This is a genomic window from Kitasatospora sp. NPDC094019, from assembly GCF_044764505.1.
Classification (GTDB): domain Bacteria; phylum Actinomycetota; class Actinomycetes; order Streptomycetales; family Streptomycetaceae; genus Kitasatospora.
The window spans coordinates 74,745-91,402 of record NZ_JBIWIF010000006.1 but is presented as its reverse complement, the minus strand read 5'-3'; the positions used below and the strand labels follow the sequence as shown (position 1 = coordinate 91,402).

General features: G+C 71.6%; 20 protein-coding genes. 11 read left to right on the top strand and 9 right to left on the bottom strand.

The genetic code is table 11. The features are described 5' to 3' along the window. The first annotated feature begins 129 nt into the window (after positions 1-129). From ACIQ9P_RS15195 to ACIQ9P_RS15175, 5 genes are all read left to right on the top strand, one after another. Positions 130-1,692: an ABC transporter ATP-binding protein gene (locus ACIQ9P_RS15195; protein ID WP_402355824.1), complete on the top strand. Its 1,563-nt coding sequence runs from the start codon at positions 130-132 to the stop codon at positions 1,690-1,692. 4 nt (positions 1,693-1,696) lie between these two features. Beyond that, entirely contained in the window at positions 1,697-2,854 is a 1,158-nt protein-coding gene (locus ACIQ9P_RS15190) for an ABC transporter permease (RefSeq protein ID WP_402355129.1), read from the top strand. Then, the gene (locus ACIQ9P_RS15185; protein WP_402355127.1) at positions 2,851-4,116 is read left to right on the top strand and encodes an ABC transporter permease; all 1,266 of its coding nucleotides are present in this window, start codon (positions 2,851-2,853) and stop codon (positions 4,114-4,116) included. The genes ACIQ9P_RS15190 and ACIQ9P_RS15185 overlap by 4 nt, the downstream gene beginning before the upstream one ends. Further along, the gene (locus ACIQ9P_RS15180) at positions 4,113-4,529 is read left to right on the top strand and encodes a cytidine deaminase (RefSeq protein WP_402355125.1); all 417 of its coding nucleotides are present in this window, start codon (positions 4,113-4,115) and stop codon (positions 4,527-4,529) included. Before ACIQ9P_RS15185 ends, ACIQ9P_RS15180 begins: the two co-directional genes overlap by 4 nt. Positions 4,530-4,701: 172 nt before the next feature. Continuing rightward, positions 4,702-5,979 carry a thymidine phosphorylase gene (locus ACIQ9P_RS15175; RefSeq protein ID WP_402355124.1) on the top strand — a complete coding sequence of 426 codons (1,278 nt, stop codon included), beginning with the start codon at positions 4,702-4,704 and terminating at the stop codon, positions 5,977-5,979. A 35-nt stretch (positions 5,980-6,014) separates the two neighbouring features. On the opposite strand, the gene ACIQ9P_RS15170 is transcribed toward ACIQ9P_RS15175, so the two are convergent. The 3 genes from ACIQ9P_RS15170 to ACIQ9P_RS15160 form a co-directional block, all read right to left on the bottom strand. Then, the gene (locus ACIQ9P_RS15170; RefSeq protein WP_402355122.1) at positions 6,015-6,569 is read right to left on the bottom strand and encodes a Uma2 family endonuclease; all 555 of its coding nucleotides are present in this window, start codon (positions 6,567-6,569) and stop codon (positions 6,015-6,017) included. 39 nt (positions 6,570-6,608) lie between these two features. Further along, positions 6,609-7,286, bottom strand: coding sequence for an alpha/beta fold hydrolase (locus tag ACIQ9P_RS15165; RefSeq protein ID WP_402355120.1), 678 nt, complete (start codon positions 7,284-7,286; stop codon positions 6,609-6,611). A gap of 212 nt (positions 7,287-7,498) precedes the next feature. Beyond that, positions 7,499-8,863 carry an MFS transporter gene (locus tag ACIQ9P_RS15160; protein WP_402355118.1) on the bottom strand — a complete coding sequence of 455 codons (1,365 nt, stop codon included), beginning with the start codon at positions 8,861-8,863 and terminating at the stop codon, positions 7,499-7,501. Between the two features lie 107 nt (positions 8,864-8,970). On the opposite strand from ACIQ9P_RS15160, the gene ACIQ9P_RS15155 reads away from it, so the two are divergent. The 3 genes from ACIQ9P_RS15155 to ACIQ9P_RS15145 all read left to right on the top strand — a co-directional run bounded on the left by ACIQ9P_RS15155 (position 8,971) and on the right by ACIQ9P_RS15145 (position 11,855). Beyond that, positions 8,971-9,924, top strand: coding sequence for a LysR family transcriptional regulator (locus ACIQ9P_RS15155; RefSeq protein WP_402355116.1), 954 nt, complete (start codon positions 8,971-8,973; stop codon positions 9,922-9,924). A 229-nt stretch (positions 9,925-10,153) separates the two neighbouring features. Beyond that, positions 10,154-11,302, top strand: coding sequence for an adenosine deaminase (locus tag ACIQ9P_RS15150; protein ID WP_402355114.1), 1,149 nt, complete (start codon positions 10,154-10,156; stop codon positions 11,300-11,302). A gap of 211 nt (positions 11,303-11,513) precedes the next feature. Continuing rightward, entirely contained in the window at positions 11,514-11,855 is a 342-nt protein-coding gene (locus ACIQ9P_RS15145) for an ATP-binding protein (protein WP_402355112.1), read from the top strand. A 130-nt stretch (positions 11,856-11,985) separates the two neighbouring features. On the opposite strand, the gene ACIQ9P_RS15140 is transcribed toward ACIQ9P_RS15145, so the two are convergent. The 3 genes from ACIQ9P_RS15140 to ACIQ9P_RS15130 form a co-directional block, all read right to left on the bottom strand. Then, positions 11,986-12,168, bottom strand: coding sequence for a PspC domain-containing protein (locus ACIQ9P_RS15140; RefSeq protein WP_030393399.1), 183 nt, complete (start codon positions 12,166-12,168; stop codon positions 11,986-11,988). A gap of 379 nt (positions 12,169-12,547) precedes the next feature. After that, positions 12,548-12,979: a nucleoside deaminase gene (locus ACIQ9P_RS15135; RefSeq protein ID WP_402355110.1), complete on the bottom strand. Its 432-nt coding sequence runs from the start codon at positions 12,977-12,979 to the stop codon at positions 12,548-12,550. Further along, positions 12,976-13,842 carry an LLM class flavin-dependent oxidoreductase gene (locus ACIQ9P_RS15130; protein WP_402355108.1) on the bottom strand — a complete coding sequence of 289 codons (867 nt, stop codon included), beginning with the start codon at positions 13,840-13,842 and terminating at the stop codon, positions 12,976-12,978. The genes ACIQ9P_RS15135 and ACIQ9P_RS15130 overlap by 4 nt, the downstream gene beginning before the upstream one ends. 94 nt (positions 13,843-13,936) lie before the next feature. Here ACIQ9P_RS15130 and ACIQ9P_RS15125 point away from each other — a divergent pair, with 94 nt between their 5' ends. Further along, entirely contained in the window at positions 13,937-14,410 is a 474-nt protein-coding gene (locus ACIQ9P_RS15125) for an Lrp/AsnC family transcriptional regulator (RefSeq protein ID WP_402355106.1), read from the top strand. A gap of 24 nt (positions 14,411-14,434) precedes the next feature. On the opposite strand, the gene ACIQ9P_RS15120 is transcribed toward ACIQ9P_RS15125, so the two are convergent. Genes ACIQ9P_RS15120 through ACIQ9P_RS15110 form a run of 3 tightly spaced genes read right to left on the bottom strand, consistent with a single transcriptional unit; the run spans position 14,435 to position 15,155 of the window. Continuing rightward, positions 14,435-14,560, bottom strand: coding sequence for a hypothetical protein (locus ACIQ9P_RS15120; RefSeq protein ID WP_402355104.1), 126 nt, complete (start codon positions 14,558-14,560; stop codon positions 14,435-14,437). Further along, positions 14,557-14,793, bottom strand: coding sequence for a hypothetical protein (locus tag ACIQ9P_RS15115; protein WP_402355102.1), 237 nt, complete (start codon positions 14,791-14,793; stop codon positions 14,557-14,559). The genes ACIQ9P_RS15120 and ACIQ9P_RS15115 overlap by 4 nt, the downstream gene beginning before the upstream one ends. Next, positions 14,790-15,155, bottom strand: a complete 366-nt coding sequence (locus ACIQ9P_RS15110) for an ATP-binding protein (RefSeq protein ID WP_402355100.1) — start codon at positions 15,153-15,155, stop codon at positions 14,790-14,792. Before ACIQ9P_RS15110 ends, ACIQ9P_RS15115 begins: the two co-directional genes overlap by 4 nt. 221 nt (positions 15,156-15,376) lie before the next feature. Here ACIQ9P_RS15110 and ACIQ9P_RS15105 point away from each other — a divergent pair, with 221 nt between their 5' ends. Both ACIQ9P_RS15105 and ACIQ9P_RS15100 read left to right on the top strand, forming a co-directional pair. Continuing rightward, on the top strand, positions 15,377-16,270 hold the full coding sequence (locus ACIQ9P_RS15105; protein ID WP_402355098.1) for a helix-turn-helix domain-containing protein: 894 nt from the start codon (positions 15,377-15,379) through the stop codon (positions 16,268-16,270). A 10-nt stretch (positions 16,271-16,280) separates the two neighbouring features. Next, on the top strand, positions 16,281-16,487 hold the full coding sequence (locus tag ACIQ9P_RS15100; protein WP_402355096.1) for a DUF397 domain-containing protein: 207 nt from the start codon (positions 16,281-16,283) through the stop codon (positions 16,485-16,487). Positions 16,488-16,658: the final 171 nt, after the last annotated feature.

Here is a 16,658-nt window from a genome sequence, read left to right as displayed (position 1 = left end):
GGCGGTAACCCCAGCGCGGGGACGGCGACACCGGCCGTCGAACTGCGCGGCATCACCAAGCGCTTCCCCGGCGTCGTGGCCAATCACGACATCAACCTCACCGTCCGCACCGGCACCGTGCACGCCCTCATGGGCGAGAACGGCGCCGGCAAGTCGACGCTGATGAAGATCCTCTACGGCATGCAGAAGCCGGACGAGGGCACCATCGCGATCAACGGCGAGCAGTGCGAGTTCAACACCCCCGGCGAGGCCATCGCCCGCGGCATCGGCATGGTGCACCAGCACTTCATGCTGGCCGACAACCTCACCGTGTGGGAGAACGTCGTCCTCGGCGGCGAGCACCTGTACGGCATCGGCGCCAAGGCCAAGGCGAAGATCAAGGAGATCTCCGACCAGTACGGCCTGGGCGTGCGCCCGGACGCCCTGGTCGAGGACCTCGGCGTGGCCGACCGCCAGCGGGTCGAGATCCTCAAGGTGCTCTACCGCGGCGCCAAGATCCTGATCCTCGACGAGCCCACCGCGGTGCTCGTCCCGCAGGAGGTCGACGCCCTGTTCGACAACCTGCGGGAGCTGAAGGCCGAGGGCGTCACTGTCATCTTCATCTCGCACAAGCTGCACGAGGTGCTCTCGGTGGCCGACGCGATCAGCGTCATCCGCCGCGGCACCACCGTCGGCGACGCGGACCCCAGGAGCGTCACCGCCCGCCAGCTCGCCGAGCTGATGGTCGGCGCCGAGCTGCCCTCCCCGGAGAGCCGCGAGTCCACCGTCACCACCGACGAGATGCTGCGCGTCGAGGGCCTGCGGATCGCCAAGACCGACGCCGAGGGCATCGAGCGCGTCGTCCTGGACGACATCTCGCTGCGCATCCACAAGGGCGAGATCCTCGGCATCGCCGGCGTCGAGGGCAACGGCCAGGCCGAACTGGTCGAGGCCGTGATGGGAATGCTCCCGCTGGACGGCGGCACCGTCACCCTGGACGGCAAGGACCTCTCCGGCACCCTCACCCGGGCCCGCCGCGAGGCCGGCATCGGTTACATCCCCGAGGACCGCCACCGGCACGGCCTGCTGCTGGAGGCCCCGCTCTGGGAGAACCGGATCCTCGGCCACGTCACCGAGTCCCCCAACTCCAAGGGCGTGCTGCTCGACCCGGCCGGTGCCCGCAAGGACACCCAGCGGATCGTCGAGGAGTACGACGTCCGCACCCCCGGTATCGAGGTCACCGCGGCCTCCCTCTCCGGCGGCAACCAGCAGAAGCTGATCATCGGCCGCGAGATGAGCCACCGGCCCAAGCTGCTCATCGCCGCCCACCCCACCCGCGGTGTGGACGTCGGCGCCCAGGCGCAGATCTGGGAGCACATCCGGGTCGCCCAGCGGGCCGGCCTCGCCGTGCTGCTGATCTCGGCCGACCTGGACGAGCTGATCGGCCTCTCCGACACCATCCGGGTGATCTACCGCGGCCGGCTGGTCGCCGACGCGGACCCGGCCACCGTGACCGCCGAGGACCTCGGCACCGCGATGACCGGTGCCGCCCAGGGCCACATCGAGTCCGCGCCGGAGGCCGTCGCCGAGGCGCAGGCCCTGGCGGCCGAGGGCACCGAGGCGCAGGCCGCGGCCCCCGCCGACGAGGTTCCCCTCGACACCGCCCCCACCGCCCCCACTGACACCGCCGATGACCAGCAGGCGGGGGAGTAGCCACATGACCAGTCCCAACCCCGCCGCCGCGCCCGCGCGGGCGAAGCGGTTCGACGGCGAGAAGATCGTTCTCGCCCTCGCAGCGCCGGTGCTCGCCGTGCTGCTGTCCGTCGTGATCTGTTCCGTCCTGCTGGCGACCTCGGGCAAGAACCCGTTCGACGCCTGGAACGTGATGATCACGTACGCGACCAAGTCGGACGGCCAGGTGGCCATCCTCAACCGCTCCACCACGTACTACCTGGCCGCCGCGGCCGCCGCCTTCGGCTTCCGGATGAACCTCTTCAACATCGGTGTCGAGGGCCAGTACAAGGTCGCCGCGCTGTTCGCGGCCTACGTCGGCAGCCAGCTCGACCTGCCGTCGTTCATCCAGATCCCGCTGCTGCTGATCACCGCCATGCTGGTCGGTGGCCTGTACGCGAGCATCGCCGGTCTGCTGAAGGTCTTCCGCGGCGTCAGCGAGGTCATCTCGACCATCATGCTGAACGCCATCGCGGTCGCCATCGTCGGCCTGCTGCTCGTTCCCGGCATCTTCGCGCCGGAGAAGAGCGGCACCAGCAACTCGATCCAGACCGCCCCGGTCTCGGAGTCCAGCCACTTCTTCGCGATCAACACCGAGGGCGGCCCGCTCTACGGCTTCCTCTTCGTCGCGATCCTGGTCGGCGTCGCCTTCCAGTTCACCCTGACCCGCACCCGCTTCGGCTTCGACCTGCGCGCCACCGGCCGCTCGGAGACCGCGGCCACCGCGTCCGGCGTGAACGTCAAGCGCATGGTCGTCGTCTCGATGGTGGTCTCCGGCGCGCTGGCCGGTCTGATCGGCCTGCCCGAGCTGCTGCAGAACTCCTACAACTTCGGCCAGAGCTTCCAGCAGAATCTCGGCTTCCTCGGCATCTCGGTCGCCCTGCTCGGCCGCAACAGCCCGATCGGCATGGCCTTCGCGGCGGTGCTGTTCGCCTTCCTCGACGCCACCGGCGCCCAGCTGCCGCTCCAGGGCGGTTTCCCGTTCGAGATCGTCCCGGTCATGCAGGGCACCATCGTCATCTGTGTCGTCGTCGCCTACGAGCTGGTGCGCCGCTACGGCCTCAAGCGCCAGCAGCAGAAGGTCGGCGCGGAGCTCGCCGCCCAGGCCGCCGCGGCCGCCGAGAAGAAGGAGGTGTCCGCATGAGCACGGCCACCGCTGCCCGCGCCAAGGCGCCGGGCGCTCCCGCCAAGAAGCGCAAGATGTCCTGGCCGGTGGTGCTGCTGCTGATCGCGGGCGCCCTGGTCCTCTTCTCGGTCGTCGGTGTGATCACCGGCAACCACTCGCTGACCTCCTCCGGTCAGGTCACCGCCGCGCTCAGCGCCGCGGTGCCGATCGGCATGGCCGGTCTGGGCGGTCTCTGGTCCGAGCGGGCCGGCGTGGTCAACATCGGCCTCGAAGGCATGATGGTCGCCGGCACCTTCTGCGGCGCCTGGGGCGGCTACCTGGTCAACCCGTGGTTCGGCCTGGTGGCCGGCATGCTCGGCGGCGCGCTGGGCGGTCTGCTGCACGCCGTCATCACGGTGACCTTCGGCGTCGACCACATCGTCTCCGGTGTCGGCGTCAACCTACTGATCCCCGGCATCTGCGCCTACGTCAACCGGATCTACTACAAGGACTACATCTCCGTCGGCGCCGGCGCGAACCAGTCCCCGCCGGCCGATCCACTGCCGTACATCACGATCCCCGGCCTCTCCTCGGGGCTGAAGGACATCGAGGCGCACCACTGGTTCGTGGTCTCCGACGTCGCCGGTGTGCTCGGCGGCCTGGTCACCAACATCTCGGTGGTCGTGCTGCTGGCCGGCGCGCTGATCGTGGCGAGCTACTTCGCCCTCTGGCGCACCGTGTTCGGTCTGCGGCTGCGCTCCTGCGGCGAGAACCCGACCGCGGCCGAGTCGCTGGGCGTCAACGTCTACAAGTACAAGTACCTCGCGGTCATCATGTCCGGCGCCTTCGCGGGCCTCGCCGGCTCGTACCTCTCGCTGGTCGCGGCGCACTTCTACAAGGACGGCCAGACCAACGGCCGTGGCTTCATCGGCCTCGCGGCGATGATCTTCGGCAACTGGATGCCCGGTGGCCTCGCCATGGGCGCCGGCCTGTTCGGCTTCACCGACAGCCTCCAGCTGCGCGACCCCGAGTCGGTGCACGCGCTGATCCTGGTGGTCGCCATCGCGATGGCGCTGCTGGCCGGCTGGCACCTGTACCGTCGCAAGCACACCGCGGCCGTGATCACCGCGGTGGTCTCCGGCGGACTGTTCGCCTGGTACTTCACCACCGACGAGGTGCAGCGCCCGCTGATCGTCGCCACGCCGTACGTGATCACCCTGGTGGTGCTCGCCCTGGCCTCGCAGCGGCTGCGCCCGCCGAAGGCGGACGGTCAGATCTACCGCAAGGGCCAGGGCAAGTGACGCCCGCGGTCGAGGCGGCCGGAGCGGCCGCGGCGGTCGACTGGGACGCGCTGCGGGCGGCGGCGCGCGAGGCGATGAGCCACGCGTACGCGCCCTACAGCAAGTTCCCGGTCGGCGCCGCCGCCCTGGTGGACGACGGTCGGACGGTCACCGGCTGCAATGTGGAGAACGCCTCGTACGGCCTGGCGCTGTGCGCCGAGTGCGGACTGGTCTCGATGCTGCACGCGACCGGTGGCGGTCGGCTGACCGCGTTCACCTGCGTGGACGGGGCCGGCGACCTGCTGATGCCGTGCGGCCGCTGCCGTCAGCTGCTGTACGAGCACGGCGGCCCGGACCTGCTGGTCGAGCTGCCCTCCGGGGTGCTGCCGATGAGTGAGGTCCTGCCCGACGCGTTCGGGCCGGAGCGCCTGTAGGCGCGGCTCTGGCACTGCCGTTTGTTACGCGCGTAGAGTGTCGCGAGTGGAGCCCTTCCGGGCCGGCTCGCGGCACTCTTCGCCTTTTCCACCTCGTTTTTTCCACCTCGCATGCCGCACCTCGCACGGTGCACCTCTCTTGTTGAACCTCTCTTGGAGCAATGGAGCATCCATGGACGCCATCTCCGTCATCAGGACCAAGCGCGACCGCGGAGAGCTGAGCCATGCTCAGATCGACTGGGTCATCGACGCCTACACCCGCGGGGAGGTCGCCGACGAGCAGATGTCCGCCCTGGCCATGGCGATCCTGCTGAACGGGATGAACCCGGGCGAGATCAGCCGCTGGACGGACGCGATGATCCGCTCCGGCGTCCGGATGGACTTCTCCTCGCTGGCGCGGCCCACCAGTGACAAGCACTCCACCGGCGGCGTCGGCGACAAGATCACCCTGCCGCTCGCCCCGCTGGTCGCCGCCTGCGGCGCCTCGGTGCCGCAGCTGTCCGGCCGCGGCCTCGGCCACACCGGCGGCACCCTCGACAAGCTGGAGTCCATCCCCGGCTGGCGAGCCCTGCTCTCCAACGAGGAGATGCTCCAGGTGCTGCACGACGCGGGTGCGGTCATCTGCGCGGCCGGCGACGGCCTCGCCCCGGCGGACAAGAAGCTCTACGCCCTGCGCGACGTCACCGGCACCGTCGAGGCGATCCCGCTGATCGCCTCCTCGATCATGTCCAAGAAGATCGCCGAGGGCACCGGCGCGCTCGTCCTGGACGTCAAGGTCGGCTCCGGCGCGTTCATGAAGAACCTCGACGACGCCCGCGAGCTGGCCCGCACCATGGTCGGCCTCGGCACCACCGCCGGCGTCAACACGGTGGCCCTGCTCACCGACATGTCCACCCCGCTCGGCCTCACCGCGGGCAACGCGCTGGAGGTCCGCGAGTCGGTCGAGGTGCTGGCCGGCGGCGGCCCCGCCGACGTCGTCGAGCTGACCCTCGCGCTGGCCCGCGAGATGCTCGCGGCCGCGGGCGTGTACGGCAAGGACCCGGCCGACGCGCTCCGGGACGGCTCCGCGATGGACCACTGGCGCCGCATGATCGCCGCCCAGGGCGGCGACGTGGACGCCCCGCTGCCGGTCGCCCGCGAGCAGCACGTCATCCCCGCCCCGGCCTCCGGTGTGCTCACCGCCCTGGACGCCTACGCCGTGGGCGTCAGCGCCTGGCGCCTCGGCGCGGGCCGTGCCCGCAAGGAGGACCCGGTGCAGGCCGGCGCCGGCGTCGAGATGCACGCCAAGCCGGGCGACACCGTGGTGGCCGGCCAGCCGCTGCTGACCCTGCACACCGACACCCCGGAGCGCTTCGAGTACGCGATCGAGGCCCTCTCCGGCGGCATCGAGGTCTCCCCGGCCGGCACCGCGTTCACCCCGAACCCGATCGTGCTGGACCGCATCGCCTGACCACCGGTCCGGCCGGTCCTGCGCACGTACGCCGCTCAGGCGTACGTGCGCAGGACCCCGGTGTCGAGCGTCCACGGGCCCACGGTGATCGTGTCCCCGAAGGCGAAGTCCTTGCGGGAGGTGTAGCCGGGCTCGTCGTGGACGATGCCGGTGCCCTTGCGGGGGTCGACCAGCAGGTAGAGCGGGATGCCCATGGTCGCGTAGTCGCGGACCTTGTCGCGGTAGTCGTTCTCGGGATTGGACTTCGAGACGATCTCCACGACCAGCAGCACCTCGTGGGGGAGGAGCGCGGGCTGCTCGTCGTCGAGCGCCGTGAGGGGGAACACCATCAGGTCGGGATTCCGCAGCTTGCCCATCCCGGCGTCCTCCAGGTCCGCGCCGCCGTGAGCGATGTAGCCCGGATGCGTCTGTGGAAGCTGGGCGTTGAGCTGCTGGGCGATGCGGATGACGGCGAGCTCGTGGCGCTTCACCGGCGACATCGTCATGACGATCCCGCCGTCGGCGATCTCGATCTTCCCGATCCCGGGAATCTGCGGCAGCTGATCGGCGATCTCGCGCAACCGGGCGTACACAGCAGGATCGATGCTCATGTTCCGGAGCCTAGCGACGGCCGACGACGGCCGTGCCGGTCAGCCGACAGCGGTGAGGGCGAGCTTCAGGAACTCCTCCGGGGCCTCGCGGACCAGGTCGTGGCCGACCGGGAGGGTGTGGACGGTCCAGGCCGGGTCGGTGCGCAGGCGGGCGACGGTGTCGAGGAAGGGCGTGTCCTCGAAGCGCTCCGCGTGCAGGTAGACCCGGGGGACGTCCAGGGCGTCGGCGGCGCCGGTGAGCCGGACCGGCTGGAGCAGCGTGGCGAACGGGTGCACCGTGGCGCGCGGGTCCAGGGCCGGGTTCAGTCCGGTAAGGGTGCGCCCGCCGCCCGCCGCGGCGCCGGCCAGGTACCGCCGCTTCCAGACGTCGTTGACGATCGCGTAGGCCGACTCCCCGTCGCGCGGCACGAAGGCGTCCGCGTACACCAGCCCGGCGATCCGCTCCGGGGCCCGGTCGGCGACGCCGGAGGCGACCAGACCGCCGTAGCTGTGCGGCACGAGGACGGCGTCGGTGATCCGCTCGGCCTCCAGCAGGCCGAGTACGTCCTGGATGTGCGTCTCCAGGTCGACGGCCAGGTTGTTGAGGTGGCCGCGCTCGCTCACCCCGGTCAGCGTCACCGGGTACACCTCGTGGCCGGCGGCCCGCAGCCCCTCGGTGATCGGCCGGTACCACCAACCGCCGTGCAGGACACCGGGGATGAGGACGAAGGTGGCCATGGTGGGTTCCTTTGCTCGCGCTGCGCCGGGTGGGACGTGGACAAAGCTACGGCGGATACCTGACAGGGAGCGTCAGGTATCCGCCGGGCGCGCACGGGACGGAGCCCGCAGGGGCGGCCGAAGGTGTCGTGGGTGCCGATCCGACGCCGCACGACGTGGGGCTCGCCCTCGTGGGGGCGACGAAGGCGTTCGAGGTCGGCCGCCGGGAGGGCTTAACGGGCGGAGAGCCGGCCGGGCAGACCGTCGGCCCGGTGGGTGGCGTGGGCCCGGTGGGTGGCGTAGAGGGTGACCCCCGCGGCCAGGGCCATCGCGGTCAGGCCGATGGTGGCGGCGCCGGGCCAGCCGGTCGCGTGGTAGGCGTCGGCGCCGATCGTGCCGCCGAGGCTGTTGCCCAGGTAGTAGGCGATCAGATAGAGCGCGGACGCCTGGGCGCGGCCCTCGGTGGCGGTGCGTCCGACGGCGGAGGAGGCGGTCGCGTGCCCGGCGAAGAACCCGGCGGTGATCAGCACCAGTCCGAGCAGTGCCAGGAGCAGCGAGTCGGCGAGGGAGAGCAGCAGCCCGAGGGTGGTGGTGCCGATCGCGACGTACAGCGCGCCGCGGCGGCCGAGCCGTCCGGCGAGGCGCCCGGCCGCGGCCGAGGTGGCGGTGCCGACCAGGTAGACCACGAAGATCGAGGCGGCGACGGACTCCGGCAGGTGGAAGGGCGCGGCGATCAGCCGGTACCCGACGGTGTTGTAGACGGCGCCGAAGACGGCCATGAACAGCAGCCCCAGCGCGTACAGCCGCAGCAGCAGCGGGTTGCGCAGATGGTGGCCGACGGTGCGGGCCAGGGCGCGGGCGTCCACCGGGGCCGGGGTGAAGTGGCGGGCGGCGGGGATCAGCAGCCGGAACGCCAGCACGGCCAGCAGGGCCAGCACGGCGGAGGCGGCCAGCCCCCAGCGCCAGCCGAAGCCGGCCGCGACCCAGCCGGAGAGCAGCCGTCCGCCCATGCCGCCGATGCTGTTGCCCGCCACGTACAGCCCCATCGCGGAGGCCAGCGCGGAGGGGTGGACCTCCTCGGCGAGGTAGGCCATCGCGGTGGCCGGCAGTCCGGCGAGCGCGACGCCCTGGAGGGCGCGCAGCACGACCAGGGTGGTGAGGTCCGGAGCGAACGGCAGGGCGAGGGCGAGGGCGGCGGCGGCCAGGGTGGAGGCCGTCATCACGGCGGTGCGGCCGTAGCGGTCGGAGAGCGCGCTCGCGGGGAGCAGGCCGAGGGCGAGGCCGAGGGTGGCGACGGAGGCCGTCCAGCTTGCCTGCCCGGGGGTGAGGCCGAGGTCGCCGGAGAGGACCGGCAGCAGGCCCTGGGTGGAGTAGAGGAGGACAAAGGTCGCGACACCGGCCGCGAACAGGGCGAGGTTGGCGCGGCGGAAGGCGCGCTGGCCGGGGCGGTGGCGGTCGTCCGCGAAGCGGGGGCCGGCCGGGAGGCGGTCGCCCGCGCGGTGGCGGTCGTCCGGAAGGTGGCGTCCCTCCGGACGGAGGATCGGCTGGGCGAGGGCGTCCGGGGTGGCCACGGACGCCCCGGTACTGGAGGGCTGCATGACGTCGAAGGTAGAACTGTCGCACTGATGCGTCCAATGCATGATTGGGCAATAATCCATACCTGGACGCATGAGTACAGCTCATGGACGAGGGACGGGGCGCTGTGATGACCGGTGTGACCGAGCCGACCCTCCCGGCGGAGCTGGGGCCCGACCGGCCGGCTGTCCAACTGGCCCCGAGGCTGGCCCAGTTCGCGGCCGTCGCGCGGCTGGAGCACGTGACGCAGGCAGCCGAGCTGCTGGGCGTGCCGCAGCCCACGCTGTCCCGGGCGGTGTCCCGGCTGGAGGCCGAGCTGGGCGTCGACCTGCTGGCCCGTCAGGGCCGGACGGTCCGGCTGACCAGGGCGGGGCGGCTGCTGCTGGCCTCGGTGGAACGGGCGCTGGCCGAGGTCGAGCGCGGCGCCGAGGCGGCGCGGGCGGAGGCCGACCCGCAGACCGGCCGGGTGGCGTTCGGCTTCCTGCACACCATGGGGACGGACGCGGTGCCGGCCCTGCTGCGGGACTTCCGGCGGGCGTATCCGCAGGTCAGGTTCCAGCTGGTGCAGGACTACGTGGGCGCGATGCTGGACCGGCTGCGCGCGGGGGAGCTGGACCTCTGTCTGGTCTCGCCGCTGCCGGACGGCGATCCGGCGCTGGCCGCCCGCCGGCTGGACGAGCAACGGCTCTTCCTGGCCGTCCCGGCGGACCACCGGCTGGCCGGGCGGCGCCGGATCCGGTTGGCGGAGGTGGCCGAGGAGCCGTTCGTCGGGCTGGAGCGCGGGTACGGGATGCGGGCGATCACCGACGGGTTCTGCGCGGAGGCCGGCTTCGCGCCGAGGATCGCCTTCGAGGGGGAGGAGACGGAGACCCTGCGCGGGCTGGTCGCGGCCGGGCTGGGGGTGGCGCTGCTGCCGCCGGCGCTGGTGCCGAGGCCGGGAGTGGTGGAGCTGGAGGTGACGGCGCCGCGCACCCGGCGGGTGATCGGGCTGGCCTGGGCGCCGGGGCGGCCGGTGACCCCGCCGGTGGCGGCGTTCCGGGACTTCGTGCTGTCGCGGCGCGGGCGGCTGCTGGCGCACGACTGAGGGGCGGGCACCGACGGCCGACGGGCGGTCGCCGACACCCGGCGCGCGGGCGGGCGGGCTCCGGCGCGCGGCCGAGGGGCGGGCCGGCGGCGGCGTCGGAGGGGTGGTGGCGGACAGTCTGCGCGCAGATGGACCGAATCGTCCGTTCGGTGGAATTCCCGGTGGACATTGGACGATTCGGCCCTGTGAACGGTGGCCTGTCTACGCGCGTAGGGGCTACACTCCCGCAATGGAGAAGCAGATCCCCGCCACCACCGCGGGCACCGGCCCCCGGATTCCCACCCCCGACCAGATCGCCCGCGCCCCGAAGGTGCTCCTGCACGACCACCTCGACGGCGGACTGCGCCCCGAGACCGTGGTCGAGCTGGCCGCCGCCGTCGGCTACGAGGGTCTCCCCACCACCGACGCCAAGGAACTCGGCGAGTGGTTCCGCGAGGCCGCGGACTCCGGCTCGCTGGTCCGCTACCTGGAGACCTTCGCCCACACCTGCGCCGTGATGCAGACCCGTGAGGCGCTGATCAAGGTCGCCGCCGACTGCGCCGAGGACCTCGCAGCCGACGGCGTCGTCTACGCCGAGGTGCGCTACGCCCCCGAGCAGCACCTGGAGCGCGGCCTCTCCCTCGACGAGGTCGTCGAGGCGGTCCAGGAGGGCTTCCGCCTCGGCGAGGCCAACGCCCGCGCGGCCGGTCACCGGATCCGGATCGGCACCCTGATCACCGCGATGCGGCACGCCGCCCGCTCGCAGGAGATCGCCGAGCTGGCCAACCGCCACCGCGACGGCGGCGTGGTCGGCTTCGACATCGCCGGTGCCGAGGCGGGGTACCCCCCCACCCGCCACCAGGCCGCCTTCGACTACCTCAAGGGCGAGAACAACCACTTCACCATCCACGCGGGCGAGGCGTTCGGCCTCCCGTCGATCTGGGAGGCCCTGCAGTGCTGCGGCGCCGACCGCCTCGGCCACGGCGTGCGGATCGTCGACGACATCACCGTCCGGGAGGACGGTTCGGTCGAGCTGGGCCGCCTCGCCGCGTACGTGCGCGACAAGCGCGTCCCGCTGGAGATGTGCCCCACCTCCAACCTCCAGACGGCCGCCGCGGCCTCGTACGCCGAGCACCCGATCGGGCTGCTCAGCCGGCTGAAGTTCCGGGTCACCGTGAACACCGACAACCGGCTGATGAGCGGCACCAGCATGAGCCGCGAGTTCGGGCACCTGGTGGACGCCTTCGGCTACACGCTGGGCGACATGGAGTGGTTCACCGTGAACGCGATGAAGTCGGCGTTCCTGCCGTTCGACGAGCGGCTCGCGATGATCAACGACGTGATCAAGCCGGGTTACGCCGAACTCAAGGCGGAGTGGCTGTTCAGCAACGGCAGCTGAACCGGTCGTCGGTGGTCGGATGAACGCCCTTTTCCGTCAAGGGAATCGGCGTTCATCCGACTACTCCCTCGGGTGGGTGAACCGCCGTTGATCCTCACGCGATCCAATCACTACGGTGTGCCAGTCATTGCTGACCGGCTGTGGTGGACGGGCTCCCGTCACGCCAGTCGCGCGGGTCGGCCACCGACGAGGACCCAAGGGGACTAACCAGATGAAGCAGGCCACTCTCAAGGCCGCCGGCACCGCCGCGCTCGGCATCGCCATCGCCGCGGTCGGCGCCGGCAGCGCGTCCGCCGCTCCCGCCGCCACCGGTGGCCTAGGGCTCCCGACCTCCCTGCTGACCAACCCGGCCGCCACCAGCGCCGTCACCGACGCCGCGGGCAAGCTGCCGGTCGCCGACAAGGTCAGCGGCACGCTCGGCACCCTCGCCCCCAGCGCGGGCCAGGCCGCCGCCCCGGCCGCCGGCAACCGGGCCGGCGTGCCCAGCGTCCCGGGTCTCGACAAGACCCCGATCGGCGGGCTCACCGGCATGCTCCCGGGCCTCGGCGGCTGATTCCGCCCCGGCTCCGTACGGCCGGAAGGGGCCGCCCACTCCTCGACGGGAGCGGGCGGCCCCTTCCGGCCGTTCTGCGCGGTCCGCGGGTGCTGCGGCGCCCGAGGCGGGCCCGCCTCGGGCCCGGGCGTCACGCCTCCTGGGGGAGCAGCAGCCAGAGCGCCAGGTAGATCAGGAACTGCGGTCCGGGCAGCAGGCAGGACACCAGGAAGATGATCCGGACGGTCCACGGGGTGAGTCCGAAGCGCTCCGCGATCCCGGCGCAGACGCCGGCGATGACGCGGTTGTGGCGGGGGCGGGCGAGGCGGCTCATGGTGAACTCCGTTGCTCTGGTGGCGCCGGTGACCGGTCCCTCCGGCTGGCGTACCTCCATGCTCCGCCATCGGCCCGCCCGAATCCTCAGCCCGCAAGCCGATCCTGTCCCTGACCTGGGTCGTCGTCGGGCAGGAGTCGCTCTCGGGGTTCCGCTCAGGGTCGCCCCGGAGATTGACGGGGGAGGGGAACGGGAACCGGCGCGCGGGGTGCTCACCGCCCGAGGCGGCGGAACGGGACTGCGACGTCCGGGACGTGCGCGTGCGGCTCGGTCGCCGCGAAGCTCGGGCGGGCGTCGGCAATCCCTGCCGGTGCTTTGCAAAGCGCACTCTGCAAAGCACCAGCAGGTGTTTGCAAAGTGACCTCCCCGGCCCGCCGGGTCAGCGGTAGTACGGCTCGACGGCGGCCCGGACCTCGTCGAACAGCGCCGGGCCCTCCTGCGGCACGGGCGGCAGGCCGCTCGCGGGCCTGATCCCCAGCAACTGTTCGCCGGAGAGGGCGAACACGACCCGGCCGAGGCCGGCCTGCCGGAGCGCGGCCGCGCACATCGGACAGGGCTCGCAGCTGGTGTAGAGGGTGGTCCGCGCGGCGGTGGCGAGGTCCAGCTCCCGTCCGGCCCAGCGGGCGAGCTTCAGTTCGGGGTGCGCGGTGAGGTCCCGGTCGGTGCGGGTGGTGTTGCGCTCCTCGGCCAGCACGGTGCCGTCCGGGGCGGCCAGCAGCGAGCCGAACGGCGGGTCGCCGTGGGTGCGGGCCTCGGCGGCGAGGGCGATGGCGCGGCGGAGGAGGTCGTGGTCGGCGGGGGTGAGCGTCATGAGGGCTGTTCCGTTCGGGTCGGTGCGAGGCGCAGCAGGTCGGCGACGGCGGCGAGGGCCTCCCGGGCCGGTCCGGGGTCGCGGGTCTGCTCGGGGTCGCCGTGGTAGGGGTCGAGGACGACGGTGTCGGCGCCCAGCAGTCGGAGCCTGGCGAGGTCGGCGGAGATCTGCTCGATGCTGCCCTCGCCGGCGAGGCGGGTCGGTCCGGCGACCGGTGCGGACGTGAGTCGGAGGGCGATCCGGGGCGCGAACGCCGGTACGGGGAGGGCGTGTTCGTCCGCGTATGCCCGCAGCCGGGGTGCGGCCTCGCAGAGCCATGGCGTGGTCGGGCGCAGCGGGTGCCAGGCGTCGCCGAGGTGGACGGCACGGCGCAGGCCCGCGTCGCTGTTGCCGCCGACCCAGAGCGGAATGCGGCGGGTGCCGTAGTCGGCGGTGTCCGCCCAGGCGGTGCGCAGGCGGCGCAGGTGGTCGTCGGTGAGGCGGCCACGCTGTTCGAAGGGGACGCCGAGGGCGGCGAACTCCTGTTGCGCCCAGCCGATTCCGACGCCGAGGACGAGGCGGTGCCCGCTCAGCGCGTCGAGGTTGGCGGCCATCCGGGCGGTGAGGAGCGGGTGCCGGTAGGGGGCGATGAGGACGGTGGTGCCGAGCCGCACCCGCTCGGTGCGGGCGGCGAGCCAGGCGAGGGTGGTGAACGGCTCGTAGAACGGGGCGGGGTAGCGCACGGCGACGTCGGGGGTGATGGCGAGGTGGTCCGAGAGCATCAGCAGGTCGAAGCCCAGGCCCTCGACGGTCCGGGCCCAGGTGAGCAGGGCCGCCGGGTCGGTGCCGGGGCCGAAATTGGGGACGTTGACTCCGATCTTCACGTCCGAAAGCCTAGGGACGGAAGGTGGGTTGATTGAAGAGGCATCCACCGGTTCAGGGGTTGATCGGCCGTGGAATCACCGGCAATCTGGGCACATGACCGAGATTCTTGACGCGACGGACTGGGCGATCCTGGCCGAGCTCCAGGAGGACGGGCGGATCGCGTTCGCCGAGCTGGCGCGCCGGGTGAACCTGAGCGCGTCGGCCACGACGGAGCGGGTGCGGAGGCTGGAGACGGCGGGGGTGATCACGGGGTACCGGGCCGAGGTGGACCTGGAGCGGACCGGCTATCCGGTGATGGCGGTCGTCCGGCTCAAGTACCCCGGGCCGGCGGCACGGCACGAGCCGTTGCGGCGCCTGCTGGAGGAGCGCTCGGAGATCCTGGAGTGCCTGCGCACGACCGGCGACGACTGCTACTCCATGAAGATCGCCACCACGTCGATGGGGCATCTTGAGGAGATCGTCGACGAGCTGGCGCAGTTCGGGAGCACGACGACGAATCTGGTCCTGAGTCGCCCCCTGGCCTTCCGCGGCCCGGCGGTGCCCCGCGCGATGGCGGCGGAGCAGTAGCAAGGATGCAATGGGTGGAGTGAGTCAGTGGCCGTGGCGGTCCTCCTCGTCCTCGCCGTGCACTTTCAGGGCGGCGATGACGCCCGTGACGACAGTGGCGAAGGCGAGGGTGAGGAGGACGACGAAGGCGGCGCCGACGAGGAAGTTCACGCGGGTCGGCCCGTTTCGCGGAGCAGGGCGAGAAGGTTGAGGAGAGTGGCGACGGAGGTGTCGCCGAAGTCGACGAGGAGGCGGCCGTCGATGGTGGCGCCGTTCACCGCGGCGGAACCCCACAGGATGCCGAAGGGCTTGCCCCGCTCGTGGAGTTCGCGGAGGAGGGCGGTGACCTCGGGTTCGGTGTAGGTGCGCAGGTAGGGGTCGTGCGATTCGAGTGGAGTGTTCACGCGGCGGCGTCCAGCTCGAACCATACGACCTTGCCGTTCTTGCGGGGATCGGTGCCGAAGCGGTGGGTGAGGGCGCGAACGAGGTGGAGTCCTCGGCCCGACACCGCATAGGGGTCGGTGAAGTCGCGCGGCTCGGGCAGATCGGGGCTGTCGTCGCAGACCGAGACCCGCAGCATGTGGGGGCGCAGAGCGACGATGACCTGCGGAGCCTGGCAGCCGGCGTGCTTCCAGGCGTTCACGAACAGCTCGTGGAGAGCGAGTTCGGCGTCGGCGACGATGTCCGGCGGCCAGTCCGAGGCGGCGAGAAGGGCTTGCAGCTCACGCCGGACGACGGACCAGTCGGGCGGAACGAGGGTGCACATGGGGACCTCCGGAGCGTGGGGAGGGAGTGGCAGGGAGCGTCTACATGCTTGAAAACATGCGACCTTGACGCCTCGTCATGTGATCGGTGCAACACTGAGGTTAGGCTGACGGGTCATATCGTTGCAACCAAAAGGGCAATGTTGACCCGTGTGAGTGATGCGCGGCCGGTAGTGGCGACGCCAGCCGATGCGGAACACTGTGGGGAGAGGGAAGGAACGCCGTGGGGCTCAGGGGAGAGATCAGTCAGCGGCAACGCCGCTTCGGCGAGGAGTTGCAGCGTCTCCGAATGGCGGCGGGCCTGTCGGCACCGGAGGCGGGCGCGTTGGTGGGCATGAGAAGCCCGGCCGTCAGCCACACGGAGGCGGGGCGAACCGGCCTCAATCCGGAGCGACTGGGGATCTGGCTCGATGCCTACGGCTGCGAGGATCCTGTCTACCGGGTCAAGCTCGCCGACATGGGGCGGCGAACAGGCAAGGGATGGTGGTCGGACTTCGCCGACCGAGTGCCGTTGCTCGCGCTCGACCTGGCCGAGACGGAGGACAGCGCGGCGCTGATCGACAACTACGAGACGTTCTACCTGCCCGGCCTCTTGCAGTTGCCCGTATATGCCGAAGCGATCTACGAAGGCGCTCATCGGGACGGGAAGTTCGATGCGGAGGCAGAGATCGAGTTCCGTATGAATCGGCAGCGCATCCTGAATGATCTGCCGCGGCGGCAGTTCCGATTCGTCATTCACGAAACGGCTCTGCGCCTGCGCTTCCCCGGGGACGCGGTGATGAGGGCGCAGCTGGCGCACCTGCTGGAGGTGGCCGAGCTGCCCAATGTGACCATCCAGGTCCTGCCGTTCGCGGCATTGAAGAAGCCCCCGCACACAGGCCAGTTCTTGCTACTGGACCCGGGGTCGGAGGATCTCTCCACCGTTGTTGTGGATCACCCGGGCCGCGCCGAGTATCTTGGCGACCGGTACTCGATCGTCACGTACCGCAGGACGTTCGCTCAGCTGAGCGACCTTGCGCTGCCTCCGGTTGACACCGGTCGCTCGTCCCTCGCGCTCTCGTCTTCGCGCGACTCGTGCGGGCTCATCCGACATCTTCTCTACCTGCTCCAGACGTGAAGGGCGCCCGATGGCAGAAATCCGTTGGCAGAAGTCATCGTTCAGCGGCTCGAATGAGGGCGGTAGCTGCGTTGAACTTGCCACCGGTGGGGCGGGGGCGGGGCTCCGTCATCTGAGAGAGTCCGACGACCCGGGTGTCGTCCTGGCCCTCGATGCCGAGAAGCTCCGTTCCCTTCTGCTGGCCGTCAAGGCCGGCGAGTTCGACCACCTCGCCTGATCGGCCCGGCTCCGGGAAGCCCTCTGGTCGCACCATGAAGTGGGGGGGGGGGGGGCGCCCCCCCCCCCCCCCCCCCCCAAATTGGAAGCCCGGGGTTGGCCGGCCCCCGGCCGGCGGGGGGCGCGCGCCCGGGGTGGTGGTGGGGGGGGCCGGGCGGGGGGCCGCCGACAG

What these genes read in the sequence shown, in the direction of transcription:
- ACIQ9P_RS15195 (WP_402355824.1), top strand. Translation starts at nt 130, where the DNA reads ATGGGCGAGAACGGCGCCGGCAAGTCGACGCTGATGAAGATCCTCTAC.
- ACIQ9P_RS15190 (WP_402355129.1), top strand. Translation starts at nt 1,697, where the DNA reads ATGACCAGTCCCAACCCCGCCGCCGCGCCCGCGCGGGCGAAGCGGTTC.
- ACIQ9P_RS15185 (WP_402355127.1), top strand. Translation starts at nt 2,851, where the DNA reads ATGAGCACGGCCACCGCTGCCCGCGCCAAGGCGCCGGGCGCTCCCGCC.
- ACIQ9P_RS15175 (WP_402355124.1), top strand. Translation starts at nt 4,702, where the DNA reads ATGGACGCCATCTCCGTCATCAGGACCAAGCGCGACCGCGGAGAGCTG.
- ACIQ9P_RS15170 (WP_402355122.1), bottom strand. Translation starts at nt 6,569, where the DNA reads ATGAGCATCGATCCTGCTGTGTACGCCCGGTTGCGCGAGATCGCCGAT.
- ACIQ9P_RS15165 (WP_402355120.1), bottom strand. Translation starts at nt 7,286, where the DNA reads ATGGCCACCTTCGTCCTCATCCCCGGTGTCCTGCACGGCGGTTGGTGG.
- ACIQ9P_RS15160 (WP_402355118.1), bottom strand. Translation starts at nt 8,863, where the DNA reads ATGCAGCCCTCCAGTACCGGGGCGTCCGTGGCCACCCCGGACGCCCTC.
- ACIQ9P_RS15155 (WP_402355116.1), top strand. Translation starts at nt 8,971, where the DNA reads ATGACCGGTGTGACCGAGCCGACCCTCCCGGCGGAGCTGGGGCCCGAC.
- ACIQ9P_RS15150 (WP_402355114.1), top strand. Translation starts at nt 10,154, where the DNA reads ATGGAGAAGCAGATCCCCGCCACCACCGCGGGCACCGGCCCCCGGATT.
- ACIQ9P_RS15145 (WP_402355112.1), top strand. Translation starts at nt 11,514, where the DNA reads ATGAAGCAGGCCACTCTCAAGGCCGCCGGCACCGCCGCGCTCGGCATC.
- ACIQ9P_RS15140 (WP_030393399.1), bottom strand. Translation starts at nt 12,168, where the DNA reads ATGAGCCGCCTCGCCCGCCCCCGCCACAACCGCGTCATCGCCGGCGTC.
- ACIQ9P_RS15135 (WP_402355110.1), bottom strand. Translation starts at nt 12,979, where the DNA reads ATGACGCTCACCCCCGCCGACCACGACCTCCTCCGCCGCGCCATCGCC.
- ACIQ9P_RS15125 (WP_402355106.1), top strand. Translation starts at nt 13,937, where the DNA reads ATGACCGAGATTCTTGACGCGACGGACTGGGCGATCCTGGCCGAGCTC.
- ACIQ9P_RS15110 (WP_402355100.1), bottom strand. Translation starts at nt 15,155, where the DNA reads ATGTGCACCCTCGTTCCGCCCGACTGGTCCGTCGTCCGGCGTGAGCTG.
- ACIQ9P_RS15100 (WP_402355096.1), top strand. Translation starts at nt 16,281, where the DNA reads ATGGCAGAAATCCGTTGGCAGAAGTCATCGTTCAGCGGCTCGAATGAG.